The 15,298-nt window shown below is 58.7% G+C and carries 15 protein-coding genes and 1 tRNA gene; 11 read left to right on the forward strand and 5 right to left on the reverse strand.

The window, feature by feature from the left end; translation table 11 throughout:
* Positions 1 to 7: 7 nt before the first annotated feature.
* Genes ACR0FG_RS19145 through ACR0FG_RS19155 form a run of 3 tightly spaced genes read left to right on the forward strand, consistent with a single transcriptional unit; the run spans position 8 to position 3,098 of the window.
* Positions 8 to 1,426 (forward strand): gamma-aminobutyraldehyde dehydrogenase, encoded by a 1,419-nt coding sequence (locus ACR0FG_RS19145; RefSeq protein ID WP_480894815.1) that lies wholly within the window; start codon positions 8 to 10, stop codon positions 1,424 to 1,426.
* Positions 1,426 to 2,166 (forward strand): SDR family NAD(P)-dependent oxidoreductase, encoded by a 741-nt coding sequence (locus ACR0FG_RS19150; protein ID WP_480894817.1) that lies wholly within the window; start codon positions 1,426 to 1,428, stop codon positions 2,164 to 2,166. Before ACR0FG_RS19145 ends, ACR0FG_RS19150 begins: the two co-directional genes overlap by 1 nt.
* Positions 2,166 to 3,098, forward strand: a complete 933-nt coding sequence (locus tag ACR0FG_RS19155; RefSeq protein ID WP_170717557.1) for a 3-hydroxyacyl-CoA dehydrogenase NAD-binding domain-containing protein — start codon at positions 2,166 to 2,168, stop codon at positions 3,096 to 3,098. Before ACR0FG_RS19150 ends, ACR0FG_RS19155 begins: the two co-directional genes overlap by 1 nt.
* On the opposite strand, the gene ACR0FG_RS19160 is transcribed toward ACR0FG_RS19155, so the two are convergent.
* The 5 genes from ACR0FG_RS19160 to ACR0FG_RS19180 all read right to left on the reverse strand — a co-directional run bounded on the left by ACR0FG_RS19160 (position 3,076) and on the right by ACR0FG_RS19180 (position 8,291).
* Positions 3,076 to 4,107 (reverse strand): GlxA family transcriptional regulator, encoded by a 1,032-nt coding sequence (locus ACR0FG_RS19160; protein WP_480894819.1) that lies wholly within the window; start codon positions 4,105 to 4,107, stop codon positions 3,076 to 3,078. The two genes, ACR0FG_RS19155 and ACR0FG_RS19160, sit on opposite strands and share 23 nt — an antisense overlap.
* 488 nt (positions 4,108 to 4,595) lie before the next feature.
* Positions 4,596 to 4,672, reverse strand: a tRNA-Arg gene (locus tag ACR0FG_RS19165).
* Positions 4,673 to 4,736: 64 nt separating this feature from the next.
* Positions 4,737 to 6,119: an ATP-binding protein gene (locus tag ACR0FG_RS19170; RefSeq protein ID WP_480894821.1), complete on the reverse strand. Its 1,383-nt coding sequence runs from the start codon at positions 6,117 to 6,119 to the stop codon at positions 4,737 to 4,739.
* A gap of 18 nt (positions 6,120 to 6,137) precedes the next feature.
* Positions 6,138 to 7,556, reverse strand: coding sequence for a dihydrolipoyl dehydrogenase family protein (locus ACR0FG_RS19175; protein WP_480894822.1), 1,419 nt, complete (start codon positions 7,554 to 7,556; stop codon positions 6,138 to 6,140).
* A 3-nt stretch (positions 7,557 to 7,559) separates the two neighbouring features.
* Complete coding sequence (locus tag ACR0FG_RS19180; protein ID WP_480894824.1) at positions 7,560 to 8,291, reverse strand: TVP38/TMEM64 family protein; 732 nt, start codon at positions 8,289 to 8,291, stop codon at positions 7,560 to 7,562.
* A gap of 296 nt (positions 8,292 to 8,587) precedes the next feature.
* Between ACR0FG_RS19180 and rpmH the strand changes: the two genes are divergently transcribed.
* The 8 genes from rpmH (at position 8,588) to yihA (ending at position 15,268) form a co-directional block, all read left to right on the forward strand.
* The gene (gene rpmH, locus ACR0FG_RS19185; protein WP_005980833.1) at positions 8,588 to 8,722 is read left to right on the forward strand and encodes a 50S ribosomal protein L34; all 135 of its coding nucleotides are present in this window, start codon (positions 8,588 to 8,590) and stop codon (positions 8,720 to 8,722) included.
* 27 nt (positions 8,723 to 8,749) lie between these two features.
* The gene (rnpA, locus tag ACR0FG_RS19190; RefSeq protein WP_170716721.1) at positions 8,750 to 9,172 is read left to right on the forward strand and encodes a ribonuclease P protein component; all 423 of its coding nucleotides are present in this window, start codon (positions 8,750 to 8,752) and stop codon (positions 9,170 to 9,172) included.
* Positions 9,169 to 9,393, forward strand: coding sequence for a membrane protein insertion efficiency factor YidD (gene yidD, locus ACR0FG_RS19195; RefSeq protein ID WP_170716718.1), 225 nt, complete (start codon positions 9,169 to 9,171; stop codon positions 9,391 to 9,393). The genes rnpA and yidD overlap by 4 nt, the downstream gene beginning before the upstream one ends.
* A 44-nt stretch (positions 9,394 to 9,437) precedes the next feature.
* Positions 9,438 to 10,319 (forward strand): tRNA 2-thiocytidine(32) synthetase TtcA, encoded by an 882-nt coding sequence (gene ttcA, locus ACR0FG_RS19200; RefSeq protein WP_480894826.1) that lies wholly within the window; start codon positions 9,438 to 9,440, stop codon positions 10,317 to 10,319.
* A gap of 70 nt (positions 10,320 to 10,389) precedes the next feature.
* Positions 10,390 to 11,928, forward strand: coding sequence for an EAL domain-containing protein (locus ACR0FG_RS19205; protein ID WP_480894828.1), 1,539 nt, complete (start codon positions 10,390 to 10,392; stop codon positions 11,926 to 11,928).
* A 126-nt stretch (positions 11,929 to 12,054) separates the two neighbouring features.
* Positions 12,055 to 13,884 carry a membrane protein insertase YidC gene (gene yidC / locus ACR0FG_RS19210; protein ID WP_480894830.1) on the forward strand — a complete coding sequence of 610 codons (1,830 nt, stop codon included), beginning with the start codon at positions 12,055 to 12,057 and terminating at the stop codon, positions 13,882 to 13,884.
* On the forward strand, positions 13,881 to 14,618 hold the full coding sequence (locus ACR0FG_RS19215; protein WP_480894832.1) for an MOSC domain-containing protein: 738 nt from the start codon (positions 13,881 to 13,883) through the stop codon (positions 14,616 to 14,618). Before yidC ends, ACR0FG_RS19215 begins: the two co-directional genes overlap by 4 nt.
* Positions 14,615 to 15,268, forward strand: a complete 654-nt coding sequence (yihA, locus tag ACR0FG_RS19220; protein WP_480894834.1) for a ribosome biogenesis GTP-binding protein YihA/YsxC — start codon at positions 14,615 to 14,617, stop codon at positions 15,266 to 15,268. The genes ACR0FG_RS19215 and yihA overlap by 4 nt, the downstream gene beginning before the upstream one ends.
* Positions 15,269 to 15,298: the final 30 nt, after the last annotated feature.

Below are 15,298 nucleotides of genomic sequence, written 5' to 3' on the forward strand. Positions count from 1 at the left end.
GGCACATATGCAGACGAAAATGCTGATCAATGGCGAACTGGTAGAAGGGACCGGAGAAGCACTCGACATCCTGAACCCTGCAACGGGCGAAACAATAGGCGCAGTAAACGAAGCCAGCGATGCACAGATCGAGGCAGCAGTGCGAAGCTCGGCCGAGGCATTTGAGAGCTTTTCGGGTACGACACCCGCGGAACGCGCTGCCATGTTGCTTCAAATAGCTGATGTTATCGAGGCGAACAGCCAGGAGTTGGCGGAACTTGAAAGCCTGGATGTAGGAAAGCCCTGGCCGTCGGCGCATGATGATGAAATGCCTCTGACGATTGATGTCTTTCGCTTTTTCGCGGGCGCTGCGCGCACCATGACGGGGTCAGCCTCTGGCGAGTATGTCGCGGGTCATACGTCGATGATCCGGCGCGATCCCATTGGCCCCGTCGCAGCCATCGCGCCCTGGAACTATCCACTGATGATGGCGTCCTGGAAAATTGCTGCGCCAATAGCGGCAGGTTGTTCGGTGGTGTTGAAACCGTCCGAGATTACACCGCTCTCGTCTCTTCGACTGGCTGAATTGTTGCAAGATGTACTGCCAAAAGGTGTGCTGAATGTGATTCACGGTCGTGGGTCCACGGTTGGAAACACCTTGATCAACAGTCCACAAATGGAAGGGATCAGCGTTACGGGTTCTCCGGCGACGGGCATGGCTGCGATGCGGGCTGCGTCCCAGCAAATCAAGCACGTTCATCTGGAATTGGGCGGCAAAGCACCTGTCATTGTCTTCGAGGACGCTGATCTTGACGCCGTGGCCGAGACGATCCGATATGGCAGCTATTTCAATGCCGGTCAGGACTGCGCACAGCCGTGCCGCGTGCTTGTCGCGGACAGAGTGTACGGCAAGCTTGTGGCCGCGATTGCCGATCAGGTCGATCAAATAAAGATCGGCGCACCGAAAGCAGAAGGAACAGAAATGGGCCCGCTTGTCTCAGCGGCTCAGCGGGATCGCGTCGCGGGTTTTGTAGATCGCGCACGCAGCAGCGCCGAAATCGTTTCTGGTGGGGCGTCTGGTGATCAAGGTGGATTTTTCTACCAGCCGACGGTCATCGCCAATGTCGACAACAACGCAGAGATTGCCTGCAATGAGGTATTTGGACCCGTTGTAACTGTCTCTCGTTTTTCCGAGGCAGAAGATGCGTTGAAGATCGCCAACAACGGACCTTACGGGCTGGCCTCATCGGTCTGGACACGCGATGTTGGCAGAGCGATGCAAATGACGTCCAAGCTGCGCTACGGCTTCACCTGGGTTAACACGCATGGGGTTGCGACGCCCGAGATGCCTTGGGCCGCGATGAAGGGCTCGGGCACCGGCAGCGATATGTCGGTCTATGCGGTGGACGCCTATGCAGCGATCCGTCACGTCATGGTGGCACACTGATGCGGTTGGCTGGAAAACGCGCCTTTGTGACAGGCGGCAAACAGGGCATTGGGCGCGGCATTGTCGAAGCGTTCACGGTTGAAGGGGCCGCTGTCACTACCTGCGGGCGAGGTCCTCAACCAGATGATCTGCCGGAAAACGTAATTTGGTACACACTGGATGTGTCCGACGCCGAAGCCGTTGCACAGATCGTCTGGACAGTTGGTGGGACTGATATCCTTGTAAACAACGCCGGCGTTCAGGTCGAAAAAACAGTGACCGAAAGCTCAGACGTGGATTGGGACCTGGTGATGGGAGTTAACGCGCGTGGCGTTTTCAACTGTTGCCGGGCTTTCATTCCGGAAATGTCGATAGGTGGTTCGATCATCAACATCGGATCGATCTCAGGCAATACCGCGGACCCCTCGATGGCGCTATACAATGCTTCAAAAGCGTTTGTGCATGGGCTTACACGCTCTATCGCGGTGGACCATGGACCTGCGGTGCGCTGCAACGCGATCTGCCCGGGATGGATTGAGACAGGCATGCTGGACGCGGCGTTCGAACTCGCCCACGACCCGGGACAGGCCAGATCAGATGCGCTGGCTCGTCATGCGGTCAAACGCTTTGGTAAGCCAGCAGACATTGCTGCGATGGCTGTTTGGCTAGCTTCTGACGAGTCGTCTTTTGCGACTGGCCAATTGTTCACTGTGGACGGTGGTATGACAGCGGCGTCGCCCTTAAATCCAGGGTTGTTTTGATGTCAGAAATCGAAAGAACCGCCATTCTCGGAGCCGGTGTCATCGGGGCAAGCTGGGCAGCGCTGTTCCTCGCGTCGGGCCGCAATGTGACTGTATTTGATCCCGATCCGAACGCTGAGGCATCCGTACGTAAATACATTGAAATGGCGTGGCCTGCGCTGGAAGAACTGGGCCAAGTTGACCACGCCACTCGGGATGCGATCACCTTTGCGCCGACCGCAGCTGAGGCCGTGCGAAACGCGCAGTTCATTCAGGAGAATGTGCCGGAGCGGTTACCGACCAAACATTCCATCTATGCGGAAGTTGAGCCAGAGTTGAGCGCTGATGCAATAGTTTCAAGCTCAACATCCGGCCTAACACTCGAGGCCCTCCAACAGGGATGGCGCGATCCAAGCAGGCTCATTCTAGGCCATCCGTTTAACCCCCCACATCTCATTCCGCTGGTCGAGTTGACGGCGAACGGCCGCACCGGTTCAGATGTTCTGAACCGAACCGAAGCGTTCTACGAAGACCTTGGGAAGGTCACGATCCGGATCAAAAAAGGCATGCCCGGACACGTCGCGAACCGTTTGCAAGCCGCTGTTTGGCGCGAGGCTGTTCATATGGCAATTGAAGGCGTCGCAAGCGTCGAAGACATAGATAAAGCGATGTGGGCCGGTCCGGGATTGCGATGGGCCGCGATGGGCCCGACAACCCTGTTTCACCTAGGTGCAGGCGATGGTGGCCTGCGGGCTTTCTGCGACCATTTCAAAGATACTTTCAATGGTTGGTGGGATGACCTTGGCGATCCGCGTCTTGATGAGGATGTGATCAACAAACTGGTCGATGGCATCGCCGAGCAAACACAAGGGCGAAGTACCGAAGAGCTATCGGCCCAACGCGACAAAATGCTTACAGCGATGCAAATGGCTACCCGGCATCTTCGGACTTGATGTCTGGCTTGAACATCGGCCAGGCGCGGAATTCGAACGGGGTACGGCCTTCAACGCGATCCGCACTTGGGGTCAGCCCAAAACGTTTGCGGTAGGCCCGGCTAAAGTGAACCTGTCCATTGAAGCCTGATGCTTCTGCAATCTCGCTGAACTTCAGCTCAGTTTGCGTCACCAATCCGCGCGCGCGATCAAGGCGGATGTCACGGTAGTACTCAATCGGCGATTTATGAACATATTGCTTGAACAGCCTGCTGAGTTGTCGTTGCGAAATTTTCAGGCGCGCTGATATCTCAGGGATCGATAACGTGGCTTCCAGATGTGCCTCCATCAAATCGATCGCGTCCTTCACGACCCCAGAGGTCACATAGCCCAGCGGCTCCATGTCTTTGGGGTTTTGTGATTGACCCTCACCACGTACATTGTGATGAAAAAGATATCGCGCAGATGCATTGGCGATACTCTCACCAGCGACAGAATGTACAAACCGCAATCCCAGATCCGTTGCTGCAGAACCCCCGCAACAAGTGAAAATCTTTCCATCAATAATAATCATGTTCTCCGACACGGTGGTGTCATGGGCCGTCTCGGCAAAGGCGTCGATGTGTTCATAGTGAACCGTTGCGGTCTTTCCTTTTAGTAGTCCAGCCGTTGCAAGAACAATCGCGCCGGTATCCAGACCACCAACGATTGCTCCACCCGATTCCCATTTCTGTAAGGCTACCTTGAACTGATGTGTCCCGTGACGCTCAGGTGTCCAACTTGTACTCACTAGAACCATCCAAGGCTTGCGCGCCACCTCCTCCGCCAATGGGGCAGTGTCAACAACCAAGCCGCTGCTGGATTCAACTGGACCACCAAGGTCTGAGACATAGGTCCAAGAAAATCGAGCCGAACCTGTCAGGTAATTTGCTACTCTGAATGGATCCACGAAAGACGTTGTCGCCGAAACATTAAAGTGCGAACTCACCAAAACAACTATATCTAGCTTGCGATCTATCGGCTGTGTCATGGCCGATTCTGTAAAACGGCGTCCAAAATTGTCAATTGTGTTTCGGAAATACGCAAAAGACACCAAAGTACTGAGCCAAGCTCTGCCTAAGTGCGAAGGCTAGGCAGAGGGGGTCGGAACTCAATCTGTATCTGAAGCTAAAAAGCCGACATTCGCGCCACCGCAGCGAAGGCTCACTTTGTCCCGCGATGTGTGAGTTCGACAGAGCCGGGAGTTCGCACTTGCAGCGAATGACCGCAAAGCGGGCTGCGAACGCGGCATCTTGATCACTTGGCCAACGGCAGGTTTGGGCCGCGAGAAACAGCAAACCGATGCGCACAAAGTTGGAACTAAGTTCTAGCTCCAGCAACTGATCTGCAGCTCAGGATCTAATTTCGTTTCTAATAGAAGAATTTTTTGGGGCACCTTCCAGTGTCGAACGTTCACCCCGCTTCTGGTCCAACTGTGACGGTTGGGTCAGGTTCGTGTGACGTTCCACAGGATATCAATGGCGGACCGAGGAGGATTCGAACCCCCGACCCCTTGATTCGTAGTCAAGTACTCTATCCAGCTGAGCTATCGGTCCGCGTTGGTGAGGCGCTATTTAGACCCGGGGCGGTGGACGTGCAAGGCGATTCTTCAAAAAACTTTCAAAAAGTCCCATCGCCACTGGGAAGCCTTATTTCAAAGGTCGTTCCCTGCGAGCCGGTTTCCTTCAGAACAAGGTCACCGCCATGGCCGCGTACCAGCTCCTGTGAGATCGCAAGACCCAGGCCCGAACCGCCTTTGCGCACCCCACCCTGAAACGGGGTGAACAGGTTTTCCTGTGCTTTGGGGGGCAAGCCGGGGCCGGTGTCGCGGATTTCGATACACCAGCTATCGGCAAGTTCACAGCCTGCAATTGTCACTCGACCGGGCTTGCCCGACGCCACAAGGGCCTGACGGGCATTACGAACCAGGTTCAGGATGACGCGGAATATCTGTTCCGGGTCAGCACGGGCAACAAGGTCTTCGGGCACGTCGTTGACGATTTCGACACAGGCATCTGCCACCGCCAGTTGCTCGCTTGCGGCGACGTCGGCAGCAACCTCGCGGATCGGGACCATTGTCAGCGTTGGGGCAGGTTCTTCCGCGCGACCAAACGCCAGCGTGCTTTCGCACAAAGACACCGCGCGGGTGATCGAGTTGACAAGCTTGGGCGCCATGCGCGCCACCAAAGGGTCATCGCTGGACTCGATCCGGTCGGTGAACAGCTGGGCCGAGGTCAGGATGTTGCGCAAGTCATGACTGACCTTGGCCACCGCGCCGCCTAGCTGCGCCAAACGCTCGCGCTGTTTCAGGGCCTGCGTCAGATCGGTCTGCAGCATCTGCAACGCCTCTTCGGCCTCGCGCAGTTCTGTGACCTTCGAGTTGGGTGAAATGATGCCGCGCGCGTCCTCGGGTGCGCTGGCGTAGCGTTGCATGTAGCCCACGACGCTTTTGATCGGTTTGACCAGCACAACCCGGACCGCGAGGAACAGGAACGACGCCGTGATGATCGAGATGACGAAAGACAGGCCCAGAATGCGCAGCCCGTAATCAGTCATCGCCATGCGCAGCGGGTCGCTGTCCATGGTCACTTCGATCAGCAGGCCCGCATCCTTGACCGGCGCGCCGATGACGCGGATGACTTCGTTTTCCGGGGTGAACAGGCGCAGCGTCGCGTCACGGATCAGCACCCATGCCCCGGCGTCGCGCAAATCATAGGTCTTGGTGATCCGGTCCGGGATAGGTGAGGACAGCATCAGTTGCCGCACCTCGTCCCGGCGCAACACCACGTTGTAGACACCGGCATTGGCCAGCAACTCGGCCTCAAGGTCATCGGCCAGCATGTCGTCGGCCAGCAAAGCAAGCGAGGCGATCTGGGCGCGTTCCAACCGGTTCAGCAGGAAATCTTCGCGAAAGCGCGCAATCGAGGGCACAAAGATCAGAACTTCGGCCAACATGACGAAGACCGTCGTCAGGATCAGAAATCGGCCCGACAGCGAGTTCACTTTGCGCTCCTCCTTCGGTCAGGGAATCCAGCGTTGGACAAACCTGACCACTTTCTTAACCGTTTGATTCTCAAACAGCCTTGGCGAGAAATAGGCACCCGCCACGCGTTTGTTAAGCTCTCCGATCGTCGGATAAGGGGAAACCATCGCGGCGATCTGGCCCATCTTTAGGTTATTGGCCAAGGCCAGCGACCACAAGTTGATCAATTCGCCCGCCTGATGCCCTACGATTGTAGCGCCCACGGGGCGGCCTTTTACAACCATGACCTTAATGAACCCCTTCGTTTTGCGCTCAGAAATCGCGCGGTCATTGTGGTGGCAGTCAAAGCGGGCGATTTCCAGCTTGTCCCCATGGGCGTCGCGCGCCTGCGCCTCGGTCAGACCCACTTGTGCCAGTTCCGGGTCGGTATAGGTGGCCCATGGGATATGTGTGGTCTTGGCCTTGGACGGCAACCCGAACAGGGCCGAGCGGATGATGACCCCAGCCTGATACCCTGCGACATGTGTAAATTGCATCCCGCCTGCCACGTCGCCGATGGCATAGACTTTGCGGTTGGATGTCCGCAGCGACTCATCAACTTTAATCCCGGTGCGTGTCCTGTCGATCCCTGCGGCTTCGAGGTTCAGCCGGTCAATATTGGCCTTCCGCCCAACAGCCAGCAGCAGATGAGTACCTGCGTAGATCTCTCCGTTCTCGGTGACGACCTCAATGGCTCCTGCCTTGCCGCGTATCTGGGCGACCATGGCGTTTTCGTGGATCGCGACGCCCTCGTCCCGCAGACTGTCCAACACGACCGAAGCCGCCTCGGGGTCGTCCTTGCCCAACGCCGTCATGCCTTCGATCACCGTGACTTTGCAGCCCAGCCGGATATGCGCCTGCGCCATTTCCATCCCGATGGGACCACCGCCGATGATCAGCAGGTGATCGGGCTTGTCGCGCAGGTCGAATATGGTCTCGTTGGTATCGTACGGCACCTGATCCAACCCCGGCAGCGGCGGTACCAGAGGCGACGATCCGGTGGCCACCACGATGCGGCGCGCGGTGATCAGGTGATCTCCGGCCTTGACCTGCGTGGGGGAAACGAAGCTGCCGAATTCACGGATGACCTTGACGCCGAAGCCTTCGAACCGCTCCTGACTGTCCATCGGCTCGATCTGGGCGATCACGTCATGCACATGATCCTTGGCGGCGGCATAATCCACCTGCGGCACCACATTTGCGACGCCAAAGGCAGCGGCATGGGCCTGCCCGTAGGCGACCTTGCCACTGGCAATCAGGGCTTTTGAGGGTACGCAGCCAAAGTTCAGGCAATCGCCCCCCATCTTGTGTCCTTCCAGCAGGACCACATCTGCGCCCATCTGGCTGGCCCCGGCAGCCACGGACAACCCGCCCGACCCGGCGCCGATCACCAGGATATCGGTCTTGATCTCTTGCATGGGTCAGGTGTCCTTTCGGCCACGGAGGGATTTGATCACAATCGGCAAAGCCGCCAGGACACACAAGCCGATGATCGGGCCGATGACAAACGGTTCCCACAGCAGCGAAACGTCCGGCGTTTCCCCACGGTCGAACACGCCGCCCAGCCCGACGCCGATCCATGTATAAACGATACCGCCCGGGATGATGCCCAGCGCCGTGGTGAATAGAAAGTTGCGGAACTTTACCCCCACCAGCGCGGGCACCAGATTGGCCACGAAAAATGGCACCACCGGCACCAGACGCAGCAGGAACAGGACCGAGATTTCATTCTCGCGCAGCCCGTCCTTGAGTTTCTTGACCGTCCCTTCCGAGGATTCAAGCCGGGCGGTCAGCGATTCCCCTAACCCCCAGCGGGCCGCAAGAAAGATGGCCGAGGCCCCGATGGTTGCGGCAAAGACATTGAACACAGTTCCGGCAATCAGGCCAAACAGGAACCCGCCGGTCATCGAGGCCACCGCGGCTCCGGGCAGAGAAAAGGCTACGATCACGATGTAAATGCCGACAAACGCGGCCGCCATCGCCCAGTAATTCGCATCACGCCACGCCAACAGTGCCTCGCGGTTGTCGCGCAGGGTTTCAAAAGTCAGATAGTCGCCCAGCGTAAAGAACCCCACCGCAGCAACGGCGAGAATCACCAGTAAGGGGATATGGCGCGCAAGCCCGCTGCGCGGGGCCTGAGTTGTATCGCTCATCAGGGTGTCCGGTTTGGTTCGTTTCATTCTGACTGTAACATGCGACGCCTGCGGGCCGCGCAACAGGGGCCTCACGCGGCGTTGATGTTTGTGGCAGGGAATGTGAGGGTTTTGACCGCCAGACCCGGTATTTTGAAACCTTTTGCTGGTGCTGGTTACAGAATTGTTGCAAATAGCGTCAAAACCCCCACCTAGGGGTTTGACTTAACCCCGTCTTGCCAGTAGAGGACGGGCTTCGAACATTAGGGCCAGGCGAATCCGCGCCGCACCCACCGCTATAGATTGGAGACGGAGCGATGAAACGCACCTATCAGCCTTCGAACCTGGTTCGCAAACGCCGCCACGGTTTCCGCGCGCGCATGGCCACCAAAGCCGGCCGCAAAATCCTGAATGCGCGCCGCGCCCGTGGCCGCAAGTCGCTGAGCGCGTAAGACCGCTCGACCTTTCAGGTTATGAACATGACGCCGCCGGAGGCCCCTGAGGATGGTAACAACCAGCCGAGGGTCAAGCCCCCGGCGGCGTCCGTTTGCGCGCGTGTTTCATTGACGGTTCTGAAGAAACGCTCGGATTTTCTGCAGGCTGCGCGCGCGAAACGTCAGGGCACGGCCTCGATGATGGTACAGGCGCGACAGCGCCGCCCGGACGAAGCTGCAGGGACCCGAGTCGGGTTCACCTGTTCCAAAAAGGTTGGCAATGCCGTTGCCCGCAACCGCGCCAAGCGCCGCCTGCGCGAGGCCGCGCGCGCCGTTCTGCCCGAACAGGGCCGCGACGGCTGGGATTACGTGCTGATCGGCCGCGCCGAGGTCACCGCTGCCCGTCCCTTTGATGCGCTGAAAGACGATCTGCGCCATGCCCTGCGCAAACTGCATGGCGGCAAATGACTCTGTTTGCCCATATCCTCGCCCTGCCCATCCGGGCCTATCGGCTGATCTTCAGCCCGTGGGTCGGGTTCAACTGCCGCTATCAGCCCACCTGTTCTGCCTATGCGCTTGAGGCGCTGGAAAAGCATGGCCCTGTGAAAGGCGCATGGCTTGCCGCGCGGCGCATCGGGCGCTGCCATCCCTGGGGCAGCGACGGCTATGACCCGGTGCCCGACGAATGACCCCGACCCTTGCCCGGTTCCCCCATCTGCGATAGGCCCGCCCCATGTTTGACGAAGCCGACGATATCCATCCGCTCTTTGCCGGTGCGCCCTCGACCACCGAGTTCAAGAAGCTGCGCAAACGCATCGTGCGCCAAACGCGCGAGGCGATCGAGCAATACGGGATGGTGGACCGTCGCGAAGGGGAAACGCCCCGCTGGCTGGTCTGCCTCTCGGGTGGCAAGGACAGCTATACCCTGCTGGCGGTGCTGTACGAGCTGAAATGGCGTGGCCTCCTGCCCGTCGATCTTCTGGCCTGCAATCTGGATCAGGGTCAGCCGGGCTTTCCTGCCACGGTCCTGCCCGAGTTCCTTTCGCGGATGGAAGTGCCTCACCGCATCGAATATCAAGACACCTATTCGGTGGTGATGGACAAGGTTCCAGAGGGCCGCACCTATTGCGCGCTCTGTTCGCGCCTGCGGCGCGGCAACCTCTATCGCATCGCGCGCGAAGAAGGCTGTTCGGCGGTCGTTCTGGGCCATCATCGCGACGATATTCTTGAGACATTCTTTATGAACTTGTTCCATGGCGGGCGGCTGGCCACCATGCCGCCGAAACTGGTCAACGAAGAAGGCGATCTGTTCGTCTATCGCCCGCTGGCCCATGTGGCCGAGGCCGATTGCGAGAAATTCGCCAAAGCGATGAACTATCCCATCATTCCCTGTGATCTGTGCGGTAGTCAGGACGGGCTGCAGCGCCAGCAGGTCAAACAGATTCTGGATCAGTGGGAGAAAAACAGCCCCGGTCGCAGACAGGTTATGTTCCGGGCGTTAACAAATGCCCGCCCTTCGCATCTGTTGGACCCGAAACTGTTCGATTTCGAAAACCTTTCGTTAAGTCCCGTCAAAATCGACGAAAATTCAGGTGAAATTCCTGACCTGCGTTAACGACTGACTCAGATTGCTTTCCTACGGTCGGTGCAAGCGTACCTTGCACAAGTCAAAGGCCGTAAGACAGATGCGGATAGATCTCATTGCTGAACGATTCCTCAATGCATTGCAGACGGGGCTGACCGGCCCTCCCGCGCTGGCCTTTGTGCCAGCGGTCTGCCTTGCCGCCTTTTGGCTGGGGGGCGAGGCGGCATTGCTGGGCACCGCGCTGGGATTGCCACTTGCCTTTGCCGTGATGGGCCTGTCGGGTTCGCGGGCGTTCACGGCCCACGCCGCCGGAGCGCGACCAACCGGCTCGGTGCCGGTGGACATTTTCCACGCTGAATTGCAGACCATTCAGGCCGAGGCGCAGAAATCCGGCGAAAACGCCGCCTGCCTTGCTGTCTCTTTTGACGACTACGCGGATATTCTGGACCTGCACGGGCAGGCGGCGGCAAATCACGTCACCCTGCAATTCGCAGACCGTATTCTGGCGATGGTCCGCAATCAGGATCTTTTTGCTCAGGTTAGCCAGAACAGGTTCCTGATCGGCCTGACGCCCTCAGCCCATCTTGATCTTGAGGCATGTGTTCAGATGTCGGGCCGCATTCAGGGCGCGGTCGAAGAACCGTTTTTGCTGAACGGGGCCAGCATTTATCTGTCTTGTTCGATCGGTTTCTGCCTGTTGTCGGAATTGCCCGAAGACGCGGACGACTGGGCCGACGCAGCGGCGGCCGCGCTGGCCGAGGCACAGCGCAACGGGCCATCAACGATTCGCGCCTATTCCAGTGAGACGCGTCGCCGCTCGTTGGTACGTGCCAATCTGCGAAAGGAATTTTTGAGTGCGCTGGACAATGGGGACGTGCGCCCATGGTTCCAACCGCAGGTCTCGACCGACACCGGCCAGATCACCGGGTTCGAGGCGCTGGCCCGTTGGGAACACCCCACAAAAGGCATCATGGGGCCGCAGGTATTCCTGCCCTTTGCCGAACAGGCCGAATTGATGGAACGTCTGGGGCAGGTCATCCGCCACCATGCCTTTGCGGCGATGCACGCGTGGGATATGGCAGGCACTATTGTGCCCCGCATTGGCGTGAATTTCGCATCCGACGAATTGCGCAATCCCGGCCTGAGCGACCGTCTGAAATGGGAACTGGACCAATTCGACCTGACGCCGGACCGGCTGGCGGTCGAAGTTCTGGAAACCGTGTTTTCGCGACGGCCGGACGATGTGATCACCCGCAACGTCACCGCACTGGCATCGCTTGGCTGTTACATTGATCTGGATGATTTCGGAACCGGTCACGCTTCGATCGCATCGATCAAGCGGTTCGACGTGTCGCGCATCAAGATCGATCGCAGCTTTGTGGCCAAGGCCGACAAGGACCCCAGCCAGCAACAGCTGGTCAGCGCCATCCTGACGATGGCCGAGCGACTGAACGTGGAAACTCTGGCCGAAGGTGTCGAAACCACCGGAGAGCACGCGCTGATGGCACAACTGGGCGCCAACCATGTTCAGGGTTTTGGTATCGGCAAGCCCATGCCGTTCGAGAAAACCGTCGACTGGATCACCGCCTATCGGGCGAAACGTCAGGGAACACCCGAAATTGGCCGCAAAACCGGGTGAATTGCACCTGCCATTGCACCGGAACTCTGTGTCACAGCCGATTCAGAGGCGATTCCACTTGACCTTTGGGGCTGCACTCTGTTGAACCCACCGGGTGTCTTTCACTGCGCAAGGTGGCTGTCCCCGATGGACGATCAGAACAAGAATCTTATCCTCGCAACCGCACTCAGTTTTTTGGTGATCCTTGTGTGGTTCGTGTTGTTCCCTCCGCCGGAACAAACTACGACCCAGGAACCAACCGAAATCAGCGCCACCGATGGCGACGAGGTTCAAACACCCAGCGCGGCCGGGACGACCACCGTTGGCGAGGCAACTGCCGCCGCCGCGGATACCCAACCCGAGGCACAAGCCCCGCGCGTGCAAATCGACACCCCCCGCCTGTCGGGCAGCCTGTCCCTGTCGGGCGGGCGCATCGATGAGCTGTATTTGAAAGACTACAAGGTCTCGTTGGCGGAAGACGCTCCGATTGTTGAACTGTTATCACCCGTCGGATCGGAGTCGGCCTATTATGCGCTTTATGGCTGGGCCCCCGGATCGGGTTTGGCGGGCACCGATGTGCCCGGGCCCAACACACTGTGGACACTGGAACAGGGTGACGCGCTGGGTGTGGACACCCCGGTTACCCTGGCCTGGGACAATGGCAATGGCCTGACCTTCCGCCGCACGATTTCGGTTGACGAAAACTATATGTTCTCGGTCACGCAATCGGTTGAAAACGCCTCTCAATCCGAGGTGGGCATGGCCCCTTACGGCATTCTGGCGCGGCACGGCATCGGTGAGGATGGCGACCTGCCCGAGCTGAAGAACTTTTTCATCCTGCATGAAGGCGTGATCGGCATGGCCGATGGCACTTTGGCCGAGATCGACTATGGCGACGTGCGTGATTTCGACATCGACCCGGCCGAACGCGCGCAGGCCGAGGTGTTTCAGGTCAAGGAAGACGGCTGGATCGGCTTCACCGATCACTATTGGATGACGACCCTGATCCCCGAGCCGGGATCGGCCTTCAAGGCGGCGGCAAAATATGACGCGCGGCGCAAAATCTATCAGACCGAAACGGTTCTGCCGACGCTGACCGTCGCGCCCGGCGAAACCGCCGAAGTGACAACCCGCCTGTTTGCGGGTGCAAAGGAATGGGAGGCCATCCGCGAATATCAGGCCGAAGGCGTTCAGAAATTCATCGACAGCATCGACTGGGGCTGGTTCTTCTTCCTGACCAAGCCGATTTTCTGGCTGCTGCACAACATCAACGTGTTGATCGGCAATATGGGCTGGTCGATTATTGGCCTGACGCTGATCATCAAGGCGATCCTGTTCCCGCTGGCGTTCAAGTCCTACGTCTCGATGGCGAAGATGAAGGAATTGCAGCCGCAGATGGAGGCCCTGAAAGAAGCCGCTGGCGACGACCGCCAGAAGATGCAGCAGGGCATGATGGAGCTGTACAAGAAGGAAAAGGTGAACCCGGCCGCAGGCTGTTTGCCGATCCTGATGCAGATCCCAATCTTCTTCTCGCTGTATAAGGTGATCTTTGTCACCATCGAACTGCGTCAGGCGCCGTGGTTTGGTCCGTTCCAGGACCTCAGCGCGCCGGACCCGACCTCGATCATGAACTTCTTTGGCCTGCTGCCATGGGCCGGGCCGCAGCCCGACACGTTCATGGCGCTGATCTTCCTTGGCATCCTGCCGATCCTGTTGGGTGTATCCATGTGGCTGCAGCAAAAGCTGAATCCGGCACCAACCGATCCGACTCAGGCAATGATCTTTGCGTGGATGCCGTGGGTGTTCATGTTCATGCTGGGCAGCTTTGCCAGCGGGCTGGTGGTCTACTGGATTGCGAACAACACGATCACGTTTACGCAGCAATACCTTATCATGCGCAGTCAGGGCTATAAGCCGGACGTGTTCGGCAATATCAAGTCCAGTTTCAAGAAAACGCCAAAGACGGACGGCAAATGACCGGGACGATTACCAGCCTGTGGCGGCACCCGATCAAAAGCCACGGGCGCGAAAGCCTTGATCACGTCACCATGACCCCCGGGCAGACCATGCCCGGGGATCGTGTTTGGGCGGTCGCGCATGAAGCATCCAAGACCGACGGTTCGGAATGGGCGCCCTGCGCCAATTTCAGTCGCGGCGCGAAGGCACCTCGGTTGATGGCAATCTCGGCTGAATTACAGGGCGACAGCGTCACCCTGCGCCATCCCGACCGACCCGATCTGAGTTTCCGGCCCGATACCCAACAGGATGCTTTTCTGGACTGGGTTAAGCCGCTGATGCCCGCCGACCGGGCCGCCTCGGCCCGTATCGTCCGGGTTCCTGGGCGGGGTATGACGGACAGCGATTTTCCTTCGATCAGCCTGTGCAACATGGCGTCGCACCGGGCGGTCGAACAAAAGCTGGGCCGCGATCTGTCTGTCGTGCGCTGGCGCGGCAATATCTGGTTCGATGGCCTGCCGTTGTGGGAGGAGTTCAACTGGCTGGGGCGCGACATCCGCATCGGAGAGGCGGTCTTCCACGTCCGTGAGCGTATCACGCGTTGTCTTGCGACGACTGCCAACCCCGAAACGGGCGAGCGTGACGCGGATACATTGGGTGTACTCAATAGCTGGAGCCATCAGGATTTCGGCGTCTATGCCGAAGTGCTGGAAGGCGGAACCGTACGAACTGGCGACAAGGTGCAGGTGCTATGACCACGCTTCCGTTTCCCCTGGCCGAAGACCCCGACGCGCTGGCCAAAGAAACCGGGCGAAAGCTGTTTGCGGGTGAATCCGAGTTCGTCAAAGGCGTCGTGGCCATGGACGGTCTGCCTGCCCCAAATCGGTTGGAAGTGTGCTTTGCAGGCCGTTCAAACGTGGGCAAATCCAGCCTGATCAATGCGCTGACCGGCACCAAGGGGCTGGCGCGCGCCTCAAACACGCCAGGCCGCACGCAAGAGATCAACTTTTTCACACAGGGACCCGAGCTCTATCTGGTCGACCTGCCCGGCTATGGCTATGCGAACGCGCCGATCAAGGTGGTCGAGAAATGGCAGCGGCTGTTGAAACAGTATCTGAGCGGCCGTCAGACCCTGCGTCGCGCCTTCGTCCTGATTGATGCGCGTCATGGGGTGAAACCGGTCGATGCCGAGATCATGAAGCTGCTCGACACCAGCGCCGTGACCTTTCAGGTCGTTCTGACCAAGGCTGACAAGGTCAAGGCCAAGGACCGCGAAAAGGTGCTGGATCAGGTCCGCGCGGCGCTGTCAAAACACCCTGCAGCATTCCCCGAGATCGTCCTGACATCCTCTGAAAAAGGGGATGGCATTCCGACCCTGCGCTCGATCATCGCGCATCTGGAATAGCTTGGGTCTTGGCAGCACCGTCCAAACGCC

This window comes from Ruegeria sp. E1 (assembly GCF_056534225.1).

What these genes read in the sequence shown, in the direction of transcription:
- ACR0FG_RS19145 (WP_480894815.1), top strand. Translation starts at nt 8, where the DNA reads ATGCAGACGAAAATGCTGATCAATGGCGAACTGGTAGAAGGGACCGGA.
- ACR0FG_RS19150 (WP_480894817.1), top strand. Translation starts at nt 1,426, where the DNA reads ATGCGGTTGGCTGGAAAACGCGCCTTTGTGACAGGCGGCAAACAGGGC.
- ACR0FG_RS19155 (WP_170717557.1), top strand. Translation starts at nt 2,166, where the DNA reads ATGTCAGAAATCGAAAGAACCGCCATTCTCGGAGCCGGTGTCATCGGG.
- ACR0FG_RS19160 (WP_480894819.1), bottom strand. Translation starts at nt 4,107, where the DNA reads ATGACACAGCCGATAGATCGCAAGCTAGATATAGTTGTTTTGGTGAGT.
- ACR0FG_RS19175 (WP_480894822.1), bottom strand. Translation starts at nt 7,556, where the DNA reads ATGCAAGAGATCAAGACCGATATCCTGGTGATCGGCGCCGGGTCGGGC.
- ACR0FG_RS19180 (WP_480894824.1), bottom strand. Translation starts at nt 8,291, where the DNA reads ATGAGCGATACAACTCAGGCCCCGCGCAGCGGGCTTGCGCGCCATATC.
- rpmH (WP_005980833.1), top strand. Translation starts at nt 8,588, where the DNA reads ATGAAACGCACCTATCAGCCTTCGAACCTGGTTCGCAAACGCCGCCAC.
- rnpA (WP_170716721.1), top strand. Translation starts at nt 8,750, where the DNA reads ATGACGCCGCCGGAGGCCCCTGAGGATGGTAACAACCAGCCGAGGGTC.
- yidD (WP_170716718.1), top strand. Translation starts at nt 9,169, where the DNA reads ATGACTCTGTTTGCCCATATCCTCGCCCTGCCCATCCGGGCCTATCGG.
- ttcA (WP_480894826.1), top strand. Translation starts at nt 9,438, where the DNA reads ATGTTTGACGAAGCCGACGATATCCATCCGCTCTTTGCCGGTGCGCCC.
- ACR0FG_RS19205 (WP_480894828.1), top strand. Translation starts at nt 10,390, where the DNA reads ATGCGGATAGATCTCATTGCTGAACGATTCCTCAATGCATTGCAGACG.
- yidC (WP_480894830.1), top strand. Translation starts at nt 12,055, where the DNA reads ATGGACGATCAGAACAAGAATCTTATCCTCGCAACCGCACTCAGTTTT.
- ACR0FG_RS19215 (WP_480894832.1), top strand. Translation starts at nt 13,881, where the DNA reads ATGACCGGGACGATTACCAGCCTGTGGCGGCACCCGATCAAAAGCCAC.
- yihA (WP_480894834.1), top strand. Translation starts at nt 14,615, where the DNA reads ATGACCACGCTTCCGTTTCCCCTGGCCGAAGACCCCGACGCGCTGGCC.